Origin of the sequence: Desulfonatronum zhilinae (genome assembly GCF_900182865.1) — a bacterium.
GTDB lineage: Bacteria > Desulfobacterota > Desulfovibrionia > Desulfovibrionales > Desulfonatronaceae > Desulfonatronum > Desulfonatronum lacustre.
Map to the genome: position 1 here is coordinate 1 of NZ_FXUJ01000037.1, position 16,762 is coordinate 16,762.

At 60.2% G+C, this 16,762-nt stretch carries 13 protein-coding genes; 10 read left to right on the top strand and 3 right to left on the bottom strand.

The window, feature by feature from the left end; all coding sequences use genetic code 11:
* Window positions 1–215: 215 nt before the first annotated feature.
* The 9 genes from AC559A_RS17775 (at window position 216) to AC559A_RS17815 (ending at window position 11,740) form a co-directional block, all read left to right on the top strand.
* On the top strand, window positions 216–1,238 hold the full coding sequence (locus tag AC559A_RS17775) for a Tim44 domain-containing protein (RefSeq protein ID WP_498819034.1): 1,023 nt from the start codon (window positions 216–218) through the stop codon (window positions 1,236–1,238).
* 302 nt (window positions 1,239–1,540) lie between these two features.
* Entirely contained in the window at window positions 1,541–1,903 is a 363-nt protein-coding gene (dksA, locus tag AC559A_RS17780) for an RNA polymerase-binding protein DksA (protein WP_498819035.1), read from the top strand.
* Window positions 1,904–3,544, top strand: coding sequence for an NFACT RNA binding domain-containing protein (locus tag AC559A_RS17785; RefSeq protein ID WP_498819036.1), 1,641 nt, complete (start codon window positions 1,904–1,906; stop codon window positions 3,542–3,544).
* Window positions 3,545–3,580: 36 nt separating this feature from the next.
* The gene (moaA, locus tag AC559A_RS17790) at window positions 3,581–4,642 is read left to right on the top strand and encodes a GTP 3',8-cyclase MoaA (RefSeq protein ID WP_498819037.1); all 1,062 of its coding nucleotides are present in this window, start codon (window positions 3,581–3,583) and stop codon (window positions 4,640–4,642) included.
* A 46-nt stretch (window positions 4,643–4,688) separates the two neighbouring features.
* Window positions 4,689–5,666 carry a PhoH family protein gene (locus AC559A_RS17795; protein ID WP_498819038.1) on the top strand — a complete coding sequence of 326 codons (978 nt, stop codon included), beginning with the start codon at window positions 4,689–4,691 and terminating at the stop codon, window positions 5,664–5,666.
* Window positions 5,620–7,929 carry an HD family phosphohydrolase gene (locus AC559A_RS17800; RefSeq protein ID WP_498819039.1) on the top strand — a complete coding sequence of 770 codons (2,310 nt, stop codon included), beginning with the start codon at window positions 5,620–5,622 and terminating at the stop codon, window positions 7,927–7,929. Before AC559A_RS17795 ends, AC559A_RS17800 begins: the two co-directional genes overlap by 47 nt.
* Window positions 7,859–8,407: an rRNA maturation RNase YbeY gene (gene ybeY / locus AC559A_RS17805; protein ID WP_498819040.1), complete on the top strand. Its 549-nt coding sequence runs from the start codon at window positions 7,859–7,861 to the stop codon at window positions 8,405–8,407. The genes AC559A_RS17800 and ybeY overlap by 71 nt, the downstream gene beginning before the upstream one ends.
* 187 nt (window positions 8,408–8,594) lie before the next feature.
* A complete protein-coding gene (locus tag AC559A_RS17810; protein WP_498819046.1) occupies window positions 8,595–10,346 on the top strand; it encodes an NAD+ synthase in 1,752 nt (583 codons plus the stop codon).
* A 452-nt stretch (window positions 10,347–10,798) separates the two neighbouring features.
* A complete protein-coding gene (locus AC559A_RS17815) occupies window positions 10,799–11,740 on the top strand; it encodes an AAA family ATPase (protein WP_498819042.1) in 942 nt (313 codons plus the stop codon).
* Window positions 11,741–11,809: 69 nt separating this feature from the next.
* Here AC559A_RS17815 and AC559A_RS17820 read toward each other — a convergent pair whose 3' ends face one another.
* The 3 genes from AC559A_RS17820 to AC559A_RS17830 form a co-directional block, all read right to left on the bottom strand.
* Window positions 11,810–13,252 carry an ATP-binding protein gene (locus tag AC559A_RS17820; RefSeq protein ID WP_498819043.1) on the bottom strand — a complete coding sequence of 481 codons (1,443 nt, stop codon included), beginning with the start codon at window positions 13,250–13,252 and terminating at the stop codon, window positions 11,810–11,812.
* Between the two features lie 478 nt (window positions 13,253–13,730).
* Window positions 13,731–15,401 carry a carboxylesterase/lipase family protein gene (locus AC559A_RS17825; protein WP_498819044.1) on the bottom strand — a complete coding sequence of 557 codons (1,671 nt, stop codon included), beginning with the start codon at window positions 15,399–15,401 and terminating at the stop codon, window positions 13,731–13,733.
* A gap of 64 nt (window positions 15,402–15,465) precedes the next feature.
* The gene (locus tag AC559A_RS17830; RefSeq protein ID WP_028571465.1) at window positions 15,466–15,660 is read right to left on the bottom strand and encodes a PLDc N-terminal domain-containing protein; all 195 of its coding nucleotides are present in this window, start codon (window positions 15,658–15,660) and stop codon (window positions 15,466–15,468) included.
* 783 nt (window positions 15,661–16,443) lie between these two features.
* Between AC559A_RS17830 and AC559A_RS17835 the strand changes: the two genes are divergently transcribed.
* Window positions 16,444–16,707, top strand: coding sequence for an AbrB/MazE/SpoVT family DNA-binding domain-containing protein (locus tag AC559A_RS17835; protein ID WP_498819045.1), 264 nt, complete (start codon window positions 16,444–16,446; stop codon window positions 16,705–16,707).
* Window positions 16,708–16,762 lie beyond the last annotated feature (55 nt).

Below are 16,762 nucleotides of genomic sequence, written 5' to 3' on the forward strand. Positions count from 1 at the left end.
CGAGATGACATTCATCACTGTGATCTACCTGATCGGAGCACCCATCAGGGAACTACTCGTTCCATAGCATTTCCACGTCCAACGTCGAAGAACCAGAAAAGGGTAAACGCCCCCCAACAATAAGCCCTTCCTGAAGGGGCGGCAACCCCTGACCGCTAAACTTGACACCACCGCCCTGTGCATTAAGGTTCCGAAAATTTTTCGGGAGGTACAGCGTGTCACGATTTACGGTTTTTCTTGGTTCCTTGGTCTGTCTGCTCGCCGTTGGAGGCTTTATTCTGACGGAAATCGCGGAAGCTCAGAGGTTCGGCGGCAGCCGGTCCTTCGGGTCGCGGCCCAGCTATCAGCGTCCGGCGCAACAACCCGCGCAACCTACGCAACGCCAAACCCAGCAGCAACAGACCCAGCAGCAACAGACCCAGCAGCAAACCGGTCAACAAAGCCGGCAGCAGGGGCAGCAGTCCGCTCAGCAGGCCCCGGCGCGGCCCGGGATGGGCGGCATGCTCGGCGGGATGTTGGGCGGCATGCTTCTGGGCGGGCTGATCGGCTCCTTGCTCTTCGGAGGCCTGGACGCCTTTTCCGGGATCAACTTCATCGACATCCTGGTCATCGGGCTGATTCTCTTTCTGATTTTCCGCTTTGTCCGCTCCCGTCGCCTGGCCGCCCAGCCAGCAGGTCCGGTCGCGGCCCAAGGACCGCCTTATGGCGGGACGGAAGACCGTCCGGAGCTGGTTTTGCACCGGAGTTCGCCTTCCGCTTCTTCCGGCTCGTCTTCCGACTCATCTTCCGGCATATCTGGGGAAAAAAGCGCCTGGGACGCCCTGAACGCCGAGCCTTCCGGAGCTTCGTCCTCCGGACTCACCATTCCTGAAGGCTTTGACGTGGACGAATTTCTCTCCGGCGCCAAGGCGGCCTATGCCCGCTTGCAGAAGTCCTGGAACAACCGCGACATCGACGACATCCGCAACTTTACGACTCGGGAGGTGTTCGCGGAAATCAAGCGTCAGCAGGCCTCCGCGCCGATGATGGGCCAAACCGAACTGCTTCAGGTGGACGCCGCCTTGCTCGAAGTCCAGGAAGAAGGCGACGACACGGTATGCAGCGTGCTGTTCGACGTCCTGCTTCGGGAAGACTCTAGTTCGGCTCAACCGTCTCAAATTCAGGAAATCTGGCATTTCAGCAGGTCTTCGGACGGAAAAGGCGTCTGGTTGCTGGAGGGCATTCAGCAGGTCGACTGACGGCGTTTTCTGGAATCGCGTTCGCCGTTTCCGGGAGCAGTCCCATGAACCGATTATCGGGATCGGGGCTGCTCCTTTGTGTTTCAAAACGTCCCAGCGCGAACGCCAACGACGCATGTCGCGACGTATTGCCATTCCATGCCGTCGTTCCTATAATACTTGTTTTTCGCCGAGGGCGGCGGTTGATTCACAGGCAGCTTTCATTCGTATTTTTTATTTTCGTGCTTGCCAGTCGCAACACAGCTTCAGGATGTATCCGCCCAGCACACCCCGCAATCGGCTTTTATCACCACGGAGGGACCATGGAACAGAAAGATTTGGATTTTTTTGAAAAAATGCTCAAGGATAATATCCGGGACATCAACCAGCGCGGTTCCGACACGCTGGACGACATGACCGACCACCGCGAAGTCTATGCCGATCCCTCCGACAGGGCGACCATGGAAACCGACCGTTCCTTCATGCTGCGCCTGCGAGACCGGGAACGGAAGCTGATTCCCAAAATCCAGGAGGCCCTTGGCCGGATTCAAAACGGGACCTACGGCCTCTGCGAGGACTGCGGCGACGATATCAGTATTGAGCGGCTCAAGGCCAGACCGGTGACCACCTTGTGCATCAAGTGCAAAAGTGCTCGTGAAGAAGAGGAACAGTTGCGCGGCGATTAAATGGAGGCGCTCCTTTTTCGCGGCTTGGTCGAAGAAATCCGGCCCATGCTGCTGGGCAGACGCCTGGAGCGGATTTACTCCCCGCGCCCTGGGTGGTGGTCCTTTCGGCTCCAGCCCGCAGACCATCCCCGCTTTTTGCTCTTCGCCCACCATCCCGCGGATGTCGCCCTGACCCTCTCCCCGCATGCGCCGGAGAACCCGGCCACCCCCGCGGCCCAGGTGATGCGTTTGCGCAAGCACGTTCAGGGCCTTCGAATTCTGCGCTGTCGGGCCGACTGGGTTCGGCGTCGACTAACATTCGGCCTAGGTCGTCATGAGCCGCAAGCATGGCTCATTCTGGACGCACAAAAAGGCGTACTTTTGTCCGACCAGCCGGAGCCGGAGCCTCTCGATATCGACTCATTGGCGGCGACGAATTCGGACGACGCCTCGGGACCCGTCTCCTGGCCGACCTGGGAGCAAATCCGCGACGACGACCAAATCTGGCAAACCCATCCCCACGTCTCCCCCCTGCTGCGTCGCACCATACACGCCCTGCCCGAAGACCAAGGGCGCTCTCTGCTGGACGCCCTTCGATCCGGCGGCGCATCCGAAACCTATTTTGTCTACCGCGCTCCCCAGGGCGGCAAATCCCAGAGTCCGAGCCGACCGTGGGTTCTCGCGTGGCCGCTTCCCCAGTCTCTGCGCCAGGGACGCGACGAGCAGACAAGCTCATCGGCCTTCCAGGCCGCGAATCTCCTGGCCGAGGAGATTTTCTTCCCGGATCAAGCCTCAAACGGACCAGCCGCCCCCGAACCCCGGGAACTCAAACGCATCGCGCGGCTACGTCGCAACCTGGACGCGGATGAACACCGACTGCGCGAGTACGTACGCCTCGCGGACCAAGCCGAGTTGATCCGCTGTCACCTCTACCAGCTTTCGGCGCAGCAACTCACGCCCCGCTCCAAGGTCGAACGGCTGACGCTGACCGATCCAAAAGGCGAAACCGTTGAGCTGATTTTGGACAAGCGCCTGACCATTCTCGAGAACATGCAACGCTGGTTCCAGTTGGCCGAGAAAGGGCGGCGCGGGTTGACGCATGTGCAAAAACGTCGCGAACAGCTCCAATCAAATCCGGAGCCGGGACGTGCCGGGGCGGTGGGAGCGCGAACCACGGCGTCTTCAGAGGCTTCTTCGAGGGCATTTTCGGGCGCGTCTTGGGATCATCGTCCACCGGCCCCGAAAGCCCGAAACCGCCCCAATGACGAACGGGCCTTGCCCCTGCATCGCTTTTTGAGTAGCGACGGCTTTGTTCTCTTGCGCGGCAAGAACCAGAAGGCCAATCACCACCTCCTGACCAAGGCGGCCAGCCCGTTCGACTACTGGTTTCACGCGGCGGACGGTCCTGGAGCGCACCTGGTCCTGAAGCGAGACTCCCCGGCCCGGGACGTCCCGGAGCGAACCATGGAGGAAGCCGCCTGCCTGGCCGGATTGGCCAGCCACTTTTCCGGGGCCGCACGGGCCACGATCATCTGCGCTCAGGTCAAGTACGTGCGTCCGGTCAAGGGGACGCCGGGCATGGCCGCGGTGGACCGGGTCCTGCGCACCCTGAACGTCGCCCTGGATCCGGAGTTGGAAGCCAAGCTACGAGTCTCGGTGTAGACATCGAATCAAACAGCCTTATATTCCACACCCACCATGACGCTTCCCAAGCACCCCGACCCGAGCATCCTCCCAGGCCTCGGCCCCATGCTTTCCGAAACCATGACCGACCAGCATGGCCGAAGCATAAATTATCTGCGACTGAGCATCACGGATCGCTGCAACCTGCGCTGTCTGTACTGCCGGTCGTCCTGCGCGGATTTGAAAATGCTGCCCCACGACCAGATGCTCAGTTACGAGGAGAGCCTGGAATTGATTGCCGTGGCCTCGGAGCTGAACATTTCCAAAGTCCGTCTGACCGGTGGCGAACCCTTCATCCGTAAGAATTTTCTACACTTTCTGGAACAGATCCTCCAGCGTCATCCGCACCTGGACATGCGCCTGACCACCAACGCCACGCTGTTGTCCGGCAAGATCCCGGCGCTCAAGGAAATCGGTGTCCAGGGACTGAACATCTCCCTGGACACCCTGGATCGACAAAAATTCCAGCGCATCACCGGACGGGACTTCTTTCTTCAGGTCCGCGGGGCCATTGATCAGTGCCTGGAGCACGGACTGCGGGTCAAGATCAACGTCGTGGCCCTGAAAGGCGTCAATGACGACGAGTTGCCAGACTTCGTCCGGCTGGCGGAACGGCTGCCCCTGGATCTGCGGTTCATCGAGTTCATGCCCATGGGCGAGCAAACCGTCTGGACCCCGGACCAGCTCTGGACGGCCGCGGAAATCCTGCGCGAGGCCGGGACCATCGCCCGCCTCGTGCCCGTGGAGGGACGGGATAAGCGCAAAGGCCCGGCCAGGATGTTTTCACTCGCTGAAGGCAAGGGGCGCATCGGCGTGATTTCCCCATTGAGCTCCCATTTCTGCGGTCAATGCAACCGTCTGCGGATTACTCCTGACGGACGGTTGCGCACCTGTCTTTTTTCGGACAAGGAATATCGCCTGCGCCCCATCCTCCGCTCGCCCAAACTGGGGCGGGAGCATCTGCGCCAGGTGATCATCCGGGCCGGCAGGATCAAGCCCATGGGCCACGAACTCCTGGCCGCCCAGGGCCGGGAGCGTTCCGTGTGCCGGAAGATCATGTCCGCCATCGGGGGATGACCCAAAAAAATGAGCCCAATAAAGATGAGCCCCAAAAACACCCAAAATGACCGTTGAACGCTGTCTTGAATTTCAAAGCGCCTCCGAGGCTCAAAAACTGTTCGGACCGCACAACGCCCATTTACGCCAGCTCGCGGAGTTGAGCGGGATCACGGCGGACAGTCGGGGTTCCGTGGCCGTGTTGCGCGGCGCAGACCAGCAGACGGTGGACCAGGCCGCCAACTGCCTCGTGCAGCTGCACGGCCTGCAACGGGCCAATACGTCCATTCAGGCCCAGGACGTGGACCATGCCTGGCGCATCCTGTGCCGCGACCCCCAGGCCGACATCAAGACCGTGTTCAAGGACGTGGTCTACGCCGCTTCCCCCAAACGCACCATCACCCCCCGAACCGTCAGTCAGCGCCGCTACCTGCAGGCCATCCGCGGCAAGGATCTGGTTTTCGGCATCGGCCCGGCGGGCACGGGAAAGACCTATCTGGCCGTGGCCATGGCCGTGGCGGCCCTGACCAAGAAGGAAGTCAAGCGACTGGTGCTGACCAGGCCGGCCGTCGAGGCCGGAGAAAAGCTGGGCTTTCTGCCCGGCGATCTGGTGGAGAAGGTCAACCCTTATCTGCGCCCCTTGTATGACGCCCTGCACGACATGCTGGAATTTCGCAAGGTTCAGGAGATGCTGGAAACCGGGGTGATTGAAATCGCTCCCCTGGCTTTCATGCGCGGGCGCACGCTCAACGATGCGTTCATCATCCTGGACGAAGCCCAGAACACGACCCAGGAACAGATGAAGATGTTCCTGACCAGACTGGGCTTCGGCTCCAAGGCCGTGGTCACCGGGGACGTGACCCAGATCGACCTGCCCGTGCACGCCAGATCCGGACTGGTCCAGGCCGAAAAAGTGCTGTCCGGAGTCGCTGGGCTCGAATTCATCCATTTTCACGAGGAAGACGTGATCAGGCACCCGCTGGTGGGCCGGATCGTCCATGCCTATGACCGATTCACACGCCAAGACGCCCCCCAAAAAGCCTAGCTCCAAATCCTCCGCGCTTTCTCCCAAGCCGGGAGGAATGCCGCCGGAGAGCCGGTTCAGCGGCCTGCTGGTGTTCATGGGCGGCATGGTGCTGGTGGCCGTCCTCTCCGGGTTGAGCTTCGAGCCCGGAGCAAGGATTTTCGTCAAGGGAGAGATCGCCAGCCACGACGTCACCGCGCCCCGGGACCTGCTCATCGAGGACCAGGAATCCACCCTCGCGCGCCGGGACATGGTGGCCCGAAGCCAGCCGCCGATCTTCGACCTGGCCCAGATGCCCTTTGCCCAGATGGCCCGCAGAATCGTCAGCCTGCTGGACGTGATCGCCTCGGCCACGCCGGAAACCACGCCCCAGGTCCAGAACCTGGTTGCCGAGGAGCTGAACATCCGCATTCCGGCCGGGATGTGGGCCGAATGGAGCAGACAGGGCTTCCAGAATATGGTGATCCTGGAAGCCCTGCCCTGGCTGGAGAATACCTACCAGAAAGGCGTTCTGGCCGACCGCAGGTTCGCCTCGGACGTCGCCTCCGGAATGATCGTCCGGGATCTGGCCACGGACAACGAACAACTGCATCTCAGCGCCGCTGATTTTCCGGATCTGGACGGCGTGATGCGCGCCCTGGACCTGCACCTGCGGGTCAACCTGAACCTGCCGGTAACCATGCGTCGCGCCGTGGAAGAGCTGCTGGCCCCCCTGCTGCGGCCCAACCTGACCCTGAATCAGGAAGCGACCCAGGCCCGGTTGGCCAGCGCGGTGCAGTCCGTGGAGCCTGTTTTCTACCAGATCAAAAAGGGCGAGATTATCGTTCGCAAGGCCGAACGGGTCACCGCGGAACAGCAGCAAAAAATGCAGGCCTTTTTCGCCGCCCGGGATGGCGGGTACGACTGGGACCGCTTCAGCGGAGTGCTGATGATCTCCCTGATCTTCAGCCTGGGCATTTTCAACGCCGCCGCCCCTCCCGGCAGACAGCTGACCACCAAGGACGCTCTGCTGCTGGCCTCGGTGATGCTCACCTTCGCGGCCATGGCCAAGTTCGTGGCCCTGTACCGCTTTCCCCTGAGCCGGGAACTGTTGACCATGACCCCGGACATCTTCGTGTACAGCCTGCCCGTGGCCGGGGCCGCCGGGGTGCTGGCCCTGTTCTTTCCCTTGCTGATCTGTGTTTTTGCCGGGGCCCTGCTGGCCTTTCTCTGCACCCAGATGCTCCATGCCGGGTTCGACGTATTCCTGTTCTACCTCGTGGGCGCGGTGGGCTGCGCCATGCTGTTGCGCGGCGCCCAGACCAGGACGGACATCCTGCGCGCGGGGCTGCCCCTGCTCGGTCTGCTCCTGGGAACCTGGGCCGCCTTGAACCTTCTGGACTTCCAAAGCCTCTCCTGGTTTGCCGCCGGAGCGGCGTTCAGCGCCGCCGGTGCGATGCTCTCCGTCCTGTTGCTCCTGGCCTTCAGCCCGGTGGTGGAATATCTGTTCGGCTACACCTCGCGGTTCAAGCTCCTGGAAATGATGAGCCTGGAACAACCCTTGCTCCAGTCCTTGATGGTCAACGCTCCAGGGACCTACCACCACTGCCTGATCGTGGCCAACATGGCCGAGGCCGGAGCCAAGGCCGTGGGCGCCAATCCTTTGCTGGCCAAGGTCGCGGCCCTGTATCACGACATCGGCAAAATCAAGAATCCGCACTACTTCATCGAGAATCAGTTCGGCTGCGAGAACCGGCACGACAAGCTGGCCCCGTCCATGAGCGCCCTGATCCTGATCTCCCACGTCAAAAAGGGCGCTGAACTGGCCTCGGAACACAAACTGGGAGCGGAAATCACGGATTTGATCCAGCAGCATCACGGGTCGCGCCTGATCGTCTATTTTTACCAGAAAGCGCTCAAAATCTGCGAAGAAAAAGGCACTGAATGCGTCCGGGAGGACGATTTCCGGTATCCGGGTCCCAAGCCGCAAACCAAGGAAGCCGGGATCATTCTTCTGGCCGACGCCATCGAGGCTTCCAGCCGAACCCTGGTGGACCCCACCCCCAGCCGGGTGCGCAACCACATCCAGAACATGGTGCGCACCGTGTTCAACGAAGGCCAACTGGACGAATCGGACCTCAGCCTGAAGGATCTGAATATCCTCAGCGAAACCTTTCAACGCATCCTGACCGGAATTTTTCACCAACGCATCGACTATCCCAAACCCGGAATCCATGCCGCCCCGACGCCGTCCAAGTCCGAATCCGCGAAAACGTCCTCGCCCCGCCTCGCCCCGGCCCGCTGAACTCAGCCTGCTGCGGGACCCCGAGACCCTGCGCCATCCGGTTCTCCCGTTGAACCGCGCGGCGCTCCGGGATATGGTGACCCGGATTCTGGACGTCGCGGGCCTTTCCGGAGGTTTTTCTGGCGCTTTCGGCAAACCAGTGTTGGAACTGCGGATCACTTCGGACAGGGGAATCGCGGACCTGCACCAAAAGCACCTGGGCGGAGCGGGCCCGACCAACGTGCTCAGCTTCCCAGCGGAGTTTGCCCCAACCTCCGAACCCGATACGAACGGAGTCCGGGGCTCCATCGTCATCAGCGCTGACGCGGTGCTCCGGGAGGCCTTCCTCTACGGCCAGGCCCCGCGCGACCACTTCATCCGCCTGCTGACCCACGCCCTGCTCCACCTGGCCGGCTTCGATCACGGCGAGATCATGGACGACCTGACGGAACACGTCGTCGAACACCTGCGCGAAGCACCTGATGTCTGCCAACCGTGAACCATCAGAACGGAGATGCTCTGACCCAGAATCTTTATCGAAATCGCAATCGCAATCGAAATCGAAATCGACCATCATAAAAGAGGATGATGGAACTTCGAAGTAATGTTTTTTTCGATTTCGATTTCGACGTCCGAGATGCTCCAAAACAACATTGCTCCGCGTGAACCTCATAACCCAACTCCCCATGCGCATCGCCCTGCTCCAAAACAACTACACTGTCGGCGATCTGGACGGAAACGCCCGCAAGATCGCCAACGCCGTCCACGCCGCGGCCCGCCAAAACGCGGCCCTGTGCGTCACTTCGGAACTGTCCCTGTTGGGCTACCCACCCCGGGACCTGCTGCTGAACAAGGGATTCATCGACGCCGGTTGGGCCGTACTGCGCTCCCTGGGTCGGGACTTGGCCGACGCCCCGCCCGTGCTGGTGGGCCTGGCCGAGCCGAACACGTCCGGCCAGGGCCGCCCGCTCTGGAACTGCGCGGCCCTGTTGCGCGGCGGAAAAATCCAGGGCGTCTTCCACAAGACCCTCCTGCCCACGTACGATGTCTTTGACGAGGACCGTTATTTCGAGCCCTTCGACGCTCCGGGCTGGTTCGAGTTGGACGGACGGCGGATCGGGGTGACCATCTGCGAGGACATTTGGAACGACAAGGACTTCTGGACGTCACGGCGCTACCGGATGGACCCGGTGCAGCGGCTGGTCGAGCAGCGCGTGCACTGCGTGATCAACCTTTCCGCGTCCCCGTTCCATCTGGACAAACACGGCTTCCGGCTGCGCATGCTGGCGAACATGGCTGCCAAGCATCGCCTGCCCCTGGTCTACGTCAATCAGGTGGGCGGCAACGACGACCTGATCTTCGACGGACGAGGTTGCGCCTTTGACGCCAAAGGCGGCCAAATCGCCGCGGCCGCGGCCTTTGCCGAAGACCTGATCGTGGTGGATATCGAAATGAGGACGGACGAAGATTCGCATCGGAGAGCCGACCGTCTGGCTGTTGCCGTTGCGCCGGACCAGGCGCCGACCGCGTCGATTGCGGTCTCTTCACCGCCCTCCGCCGTGGCCGCTGGCGATGGGTCGGCCGGCGACGGATCGCGGGAAGAGGAAATCTGGAACGCCCTGGTCCTGGGTGTCCGGGACTACCTGCGGAAAATCGGCTTCAGCAAGGCCCTGCTCGGCCTATCCGGCGGGATCGACTCGGCCTTGACCGCGGCCATCGCCGCCGAAGCCCTGGGGCCGGAAAACGTCCTGGCCGTGCTTTTGCCCTCGCCCTACACCAGTCGGGCCAGCATAGACGACGCTGTGGCCCTGTCCGCCAACCTCGGCGTCAAACACCTCACCCTGCCCATTGAAGATCTGATGCGGGGCTTCGACGCCACTCTGGCCCAGGCCTTCGCCGGGCACGAGGCGGACGTGACCGAGGAGAACATCCAGGCCCGGATCCGGGGCAACCTGTTGATGGCCCTGTCCAACAAGTACCGGGCCATGCTGCTGACCACGGGGAACAAATCCGAACTGGCCGTGGGCTACTGCACCATGTACGGGGACATGGCCGGAGGCCTGGGGGTTATCGCCGACGTGCCCAAGACCCTGGTCTACGCCACGTCCCGCTGGCTGAACGCCCGTCGCGGGCCCGTGATCCCGGAGCGCATCCTGACCCGTCCACCCACGGCCGAGCTCCGTCCGAACCAGACCGATCAGGACAGCCTCCCGGAATACGACGTCCTGGACGCCATCCTGGAGCGCGTGGTCCAGCTGCACCACTCCAGCGAGGAAATCATCCGCGAAGGCTTTACCCCGGAAGACGTCCACCGGGTGGTCGGGCTGATCAAAAACGCGGAGTTCAAACGCCGCCAAGCCGCGCCCGGCCTGAAGATCACCGACGTGGCCTTCGGCTCCGGCTGGCGCATGCCCATCGCGGCCCGCTGGCCGATTTAGACAACTAAGGGACCGAAGGCGTTTCTGCAATCCTGAAGGGATTTAATCGTATAGCCGGTGGTTTCAACCACCGGGTTGGGGCAATAATTGGCTTGAGTCCTGAAGGGACGACATTTCAAGCCGAAAAAGTAGAAAAATGTCGTCCCTTCAGGACTCACAGCCTGTAATAAACATCTACCGGTGGTTAAAACCACCGGCTCTACGATTTCTCCCTTTCAGGGAGATAAAGCAAGATGCTACACGGGCTTCCCTGGACTATTGACGGGATAATCAGTTTTAGAAAGAAATATCCCCCAAGATACATGAACATATCCAGAATCAACTTCAATGGCCTTTACTGTGTTTGATTGCTCTCAATCTTTCGCTGTAGCGGTATTGATACGTAAGAGTTTGAACTTTTTGCAGCAACGCGGCAATTGGGCGTGTTTCAACGGACTGACAAAGGAGAATCATTGCATCACGAACTTCAGCCCGTCCTGACGGGCATCAGCCGCCACCTGCTGGGCAAGAAACGCGAAGTCGGGCTGGCCCTGGCCTGTCTGCTGGCCAAGGGGCATTTGCTGATCGAGGACATTCCCGGGGTGGGCAAGACCACCTTGGCCGAGGCCATGGCTCGGATCCTGGGTCTGAACATGCAGCGCATCCAGTTCACCAGCGACCTCTTGCCCGCGGACATCCTCGGCGTCTCGATCTACGACCGCAAGGACCAGACCTTCAGCTTCCACCCCGGACCGATCTTTTCCCAGGTTATTCTGGCCGACGAAATCAACCGGGCCACGCCGAAAACCCAAAGCGCCCTGCTGGAAGCCATGGAAGAGGGCCAAGTGACCATGGACGGTCGGACCAGGGCGTTGCCCCATCCTTTTTTCGTCATCGCCACCCAGAATCCGCTCCACCAGATCGGCACCTACCCCTTGCCCGAATCCCAACTGGACCGCTTTCTGATGCGCATCAGCCTGGGCTACCCGGACGCGGCCACGGAGCGCGAACTCCTGCGCATCGACGACCCCCGTGAAGCCCTGCGCGAAGCCCCGTCCGTGCTCAAGCCGGAGCGGCTGCTGGAATTGCAGCAAGCCGTTCTGGAGGTCCACGTTTCCGACGCCCTCCTGGACTATGTCCAGGCCCTGCTCAAAACCTCGCGCCGGTCAGCGGCCTTCCAGACCGGCCTCTCCCCCCGGGCCGGACGCGCCCTGCTCCGTGCGGCCCAGGCCTGGGCCTTCCTGGAAGGCCAAACCATGGTCCTGCCCGAACACGTCCAGGCCGTCCTCCCCTCCGTCACCAACCACCGCCTCCAATCCTCCTTCCTCACCCACCCCGACACCACCCAAGGTTCAGAAGAAACCGCTGCGAACCCCGCCGCCACCCTCCTCAAAACCCCACTGCCTCATCCGTGATAAGTTCGCTATTGCTGCCACGCTCTCCATTTATGGCCAGTGCGTCCAAACTCTCCACCTCCATAGGCCTCACTCCCACAACAACCTCTCGGCCTGTCCGAGCAGATAGCAGAGAATATGCGCTGGCACTTTGAGGAATTGGGTTTTAGAGCCCGGTCGTGTGGTGAGATTGAAATTCGTATCCTGTTTCGTCACCAGGTAGGCTTGACTGACGTTCTCTGTAGAGCAGTAGCGGATCAAACCGCTGTTGCTCTCCAGTGAGGCCTTTTCCTTGAACTTGACTTCAAAGGGAAAGTGATAGGCCGGACTGCGGATGATGATGTCCACCTCCTGTCCCGTGGCGGCGTCGCGCCAGTAGGCTATTTCCGGGGTGTCGCGGTAGTAGTAGGCAAACAGATGGCGCAGAACCGTGGTTTCCACGATCAGGCCCATTTCATCGAAATTGGTCAGAATTTCCTCGCCGCGCAACAGGACGGCGTTGCGCAAGGCAGCGTCCACTAGGTAGTATTTATTGCGAACCTTCAAGGCTTTCTTGCCGCCTGTCCGTACCGGCGGCAGGCGATAGACCAGATTGGCCTGCTCCAGCAGGGCAAGGTGGTTGCCCACTGTGGTCGGCGTGGTGCCTAACTCCTTGGCCACGACGGCATGGGCCAGAATGCCGCTGGTATGCAGGCAGAGGTAGATGAACAGTTTTTCCAGATCGTTGATATTGCGAACACCGAAGAGCGCCGTCATGTCCCGTTTCAACACCCGCTCCACCACGTCTTCGCGCAGCAGACGTTGACACAAGGCAATGTCATCCTGTCGCGCAGTCTCCGGAAAGCCGCCAACCAGCAGATATCGGTTAAAAAGGGGTTGCAATGGGCGCATCTTGAGCGCGATTTCCGTAAAATCATTGTCCGAGAGTCCGAACAGCAAACTCGGGCGCAGCTGGGTGTCCAGCAGGGGAATCGGCTCGTCGCGGATGCGCACGAACTCGTAAAAGGACAAGGTGGGCACGGGAACGGTCACCCATCGCCCGACCCCGCTTTCGGCCAGTTTTTCGCGATGCACGACACTGGCGGACCCCGTGGCCACAATGCGGTATCGTGGGTGATGATCCACAAGCAACTTGATCTCGGTTTCCCATTCTCGCGAGTACTGAATCTCGTCCAGTAGCAAAAACGCGAAATCGTCTTGCGGATGGATTTCTTGATGATATATTTTCAGCGTTTCCCGCAAGGACAGCAGTTTCAGGAGCGGATGATCCAGGCTCAGATAGATGATGCTCCGCGCCGGTCGCCCTTCCTGGAGCAAGGCCGTTACAACCTGCTGTAAAAGAACGGTTTTGCCGACCCTCCGAGGCCCGGACAGAAGAATGGCTCGGTGCAGGGCGGCATTATCCAGATACGAGCGACAGGCTTTGTAGGCCAGACGTCTGAACTTCGGCACGGGAAACGGTCTTCCCGTCCACCAGGGATTGAAACCATGCAGGACGCCAAGGGTCTCGGAATGATCAAAAAAAAGGGGCATTCTTCCTCTCTACTTTCTTTTTTATATCATAATAAACAAAGTATACTTTATTTATTATGACAAATAAAGCCGTTTTGAGTGAAAGTCGATCAGGCCCTGCACCATCTCTTCGTCCGCACCCGTACGTCGGTCAGGCATGTCTTCCAGGGAAAAGCGCCTGGAATTCCGCCTCGTAGCCTGGGTGGGTGGTGTAGTCTTTCTCTCTCGGACCACCCTGGTCTCCCCCACCCGCCTCCGCCCGGTAATCACGGTCATCCTTCCGCCCTGCTCGGATTGCGCTCGCATTTCCCGCACCGCCCCTCCCGCTAAAAGGTAACCCCTGTTACAGTAACAGCGGTTACTGTAACAGGGGTTACTGTAATGAAGATTGCTCTACCTTTTGGCCTCCAAAAAGGGAACATTGCTGTTTTCGAGAGCGTTCCCGCGGCCCTGGGTGAACTCCCTTACCAAAAGTGAACGGTTGAGGAAGCAACGAATCTCATTGAGGCGTTCCCGAATCCTGGCCGCTCTGGGTCAGGATATCCGGGTACAGACTTTTCCAGAATGTACAATAATGCGCGGCCGCGGCATTGAAATACCCAAGATTGCCCGGCTCGAAATTCATGACCCGGTCGTCGCGGTCAAAAATATCCCATTCCGGCGCCCCCTCGGCAACGGGTTGGCCCTCGCGGGCAAAGTGCGTGAAATAGTCCACCATCTGCTCGGCGAGTTTCTGAGAGGCCGGGGCCAGATCAGGACCGGCGAGCTGCCGGGTGTTGTCGTAATGCGGGAACATGTAGGGCAGTTCGGAGGAATGCACCGCGCCCATCTCGAAACCCGGATTGGTCGTCACCGGCGGCGCGTCGCCGTCGGCGAACACGTACTGATAAACCGGCGCCAACTTGCGGATCAGCTTGGCTGATTCCAGATAAATGCAATGGTTCAGGCCAACGTCAGGGCGGAAATCCGACCATACCGTGCCCAGCGCGGCCGGGGCCGACGAGTATTTGCCAACTGGATACTGCTTCGCGATGGCTTCGGACTTTTCGTCATAGGTCTGCTTCAAGAGCGCTTCATAGTTCTCCTCGGTGATTTTCTGTCCGGCCTGCATGGCATAGGCCACGTACAGGCGCAGTTCGTCGCGCGTGCCGCCATAGATTACCGGAACCTGAACGAATTCGCCGGCCGGGAACGCCTGGGCGCCGGGCAGTGGATTGGTCTTGTTGCCGATGCTCGGCATGAAGGTCAGGATGTTCGAACCGGCAACCTTCGTCCCCGCGTCGAGCAGCTCCTTGACCGTTTTACCGCGCAGGCAGGCAAGAGCGCCATTTTCTTCATCGCAGCCGACTTCCGAGGCTATCTGCCGCCCGATCTTGTTGGCATCGTCGACGCTGGGCAAGGGCGTTACGCACCCCGCGCTCATGATGATCGCCTTGTGGAACAGCCCGCGCGTTTCGTCCGGCGCGAGCAGGTGCATGCACACCCCCGAGCCCCCGGCTGATTCCCCGGCGATGGTAATGGTATCCGGATCGCCGCCAAACGCGGCGATGTTCCGCCTGACCCAGCGCAACGCGGCGCGCTGATCCTCCAGTCCGTAGCCGCCGTTGTGATCCGCGTCGAAAGACGGATGCGCCGTAAAGCCGAACACGCCGAGACGATAATTCATCGACACCATCACCACGTCGCCGCGCGTGGCCATGTAATCCAACGGATACAACGCGCTGGAGCCGCCCACGAACGCCCCGCCGTGCAACCAGACGAGGACCGGACGCTTGCGCGAAAGATCCTCGACGCCCTTGTAGGGCGCGGTGACGTTCAGGTGCAGACAGTCCTCGTCCTCGCTGGACTCGGGAATGCCGTACCGCTCCACTTGCGGACAGATGGAGCGGTATTGCGTGGCGTCCAGCGTCTCGGTCCAGGCCGAAACGGGTTGGGGAGGCGCCCAGCGCAATTCGCCCACCGGCGCCTGGGCATACGGAATTCCCTTGAATTCGCGCACGCCGTCACGCACCACGCCACGCACCGCTCCCTTGTCGGTCATCACCACGGTCGGATCAACGACGCTCGCCGCGTTTCCATCCTCATTGACCGCCACGAAACCAACGCAACAGAGACAGAGCATCGCCACGGCCTTCCGGAGAAAACGGCTCAAGCGCACACCACCAGTCATGACAACCTCCGCAATGTAATAAGAGTATGGAAAGTGAAAAACGTCAGGTCACACATCCGACGTTTCAGCGGATTTGATATCCGGAGCCGCGTGGCCCGGCCACGAACCAGATAATCAATCCGATCAAGGGCAGAAGGAGGATCAGGACGACCCAGAACACTTTCGAACCGGTGCTCGCACGGCTTTGAAAAACCTGAACAATGGCCCAAACACAGGCGATCAGCAGGATCAAGCTGAAAATTCCGCCGACTTCTATCACGGTTGCCTCCTGGTTCGAGTTTTTCGGGGGTTGGAATCAAGATGGTAATACTGTTATCAGTCTTCACCTACTGCCTCAAGTAACGTGAACTACTCGTCAGCATGGTTTCACGCCTTGCGATGGCATATTTCTTTCGCTCCCGTCTCCGGTCAAGCCTCCCACCGGAGCGGGCCAGGAGGAGGTCGTGTCGCTCCACCGGTCGACGTCGTCCAAGGCGCTCAGTCATGGGGACCGCGGTACTATGAAGGCTCTGCCTCCTGTACATGTCACCTCATGCACAGCTCTCCCCGCTTATCTCGCTTTGCCTTCCCAACGTTCCGTCCCCAACGTCGTAGGGGCGCACCTGTGTGTGCGCCCCTTGCGGGCTGAGGCGACGCATCGCATGGGCGCAATGCCCACGGTTGGACGGCTATACGCTGCAAACGGCATCATAAAACAGCAGGATCGACCATCCGCGGGGGCGGACACACAGACACAGGTCCGGGACGGACACACAGGTCCGCCCCTACAGTGGGACGACCTCCATCCCCACACGAATCCGTCAACCACTGAATCATTCTGAATATTTTCCTGGCAATTATCACCGTAGGGGCAGGACTTGCGCCTGCCCTGGTTCTACGCGAAGGATTGGAATGTCAGATATTGCTGCTACCCGCGCTACCGCGCCCATCCAGGGCGACCGCGAGGGCCGCTCTGCGGATGATTGACGGGCACGGAAATAACTACCAAAGTGTTCAGGTTGTTTTTGCTCGCATGCTTAGCCTGTATAAAAAGGAGTACGGTATGGAAGCAAAAGCCGTTAAAATGGATAACAACCTGGCGTTCCTGATACCCAAACCAATCGTCGCGAAATTTGGACTCATTGAGAACGCCTCTGTCGATATTTCGCTCAGAGGCGACGAAATCGTGGTCAGGCCCATGCCCAAAAAGTATATTCTGTCCGAACTTCTGGCCGGGATAACACCGGAAAATATGCATGACGAAGTCGGCAGGGACGGGCCTAGGGGCAATACTGTTCACTTTGAATTAATTGTAGTGTACAGGTGAGCCATCTCAACCAAAGGAGGTGCGAAGATGGCTCGAACAGTTGCAGAACTGCCCA

Coding starts and splice junctions, on each gene's coding strand:
- dksA (WP_498819035.1), top strand. CDS start 1,541: ATGGAACAGAAAGATTTGGATTTTTTTGAAAAAATGCTCAAGGATAAT.
- AC559A_RS17785 (WP_498819036.1), top strand. CDS start 1,904: ATGGAGGCGCTCCTTTTTCGCGGCTTGGTCGAAGAAATCCGGCCCATG.
- moaA (WP_498819037.1), top strand. CDS start 3,581: ATGACGCTTCCCAAGCACCCCGACCCGAGCATCCTCCCAGGCCTCGGC.
- AC559A_RS17795 (WP_498819038.1), top strand. CDS start 4,689: ATGACCGTTGAACGCTGTCTTGAATTTCAAAGCGCCTCCGAGGCTCAA.
- AC559A_RS17800 (WP_498819039.1), top strand. CDS start 5,620: ATGCCTATGACCGATTCACACGCCAAGACGCCCCCCAAAAAGCCTAGC.
- ybeY (WP_498819040.1), top strand. CDS start 7,859: ATGCCGCCCCGACGCCGTCCAAGTCCGAATCCGCGAAAACGTCCTCGC.
- AC559A_RS17810 (WP_498819046.1), top strand. CDS start 8,595: ATGCGCATCGCCCTGCTCCAAAACAACTACACTGTCGGCGATCTGGAC.
- AC559A_RS17820 (WP_498819043.1), bottom strand. CDS start 13,252: ATGCCCCTTTTTTTTGATCATTCCGAGACCCTTGGCGTCCTGCATGGT.
- AC559A_RS17825 (WP_498819044.1), bottom strand. CDS start 15,401: ATGACTGGTGGTGTGCGCTTGAGCCGTTTTCTCCGGAAGGCCGTGGCG.
- AC559A_RS17835 (WP_498819045.1), top strand. CDS start 16,444: ATGGAAGCAAAAGCCGTTAAAATGGATAACAACCTGGCGTTCCTGATA.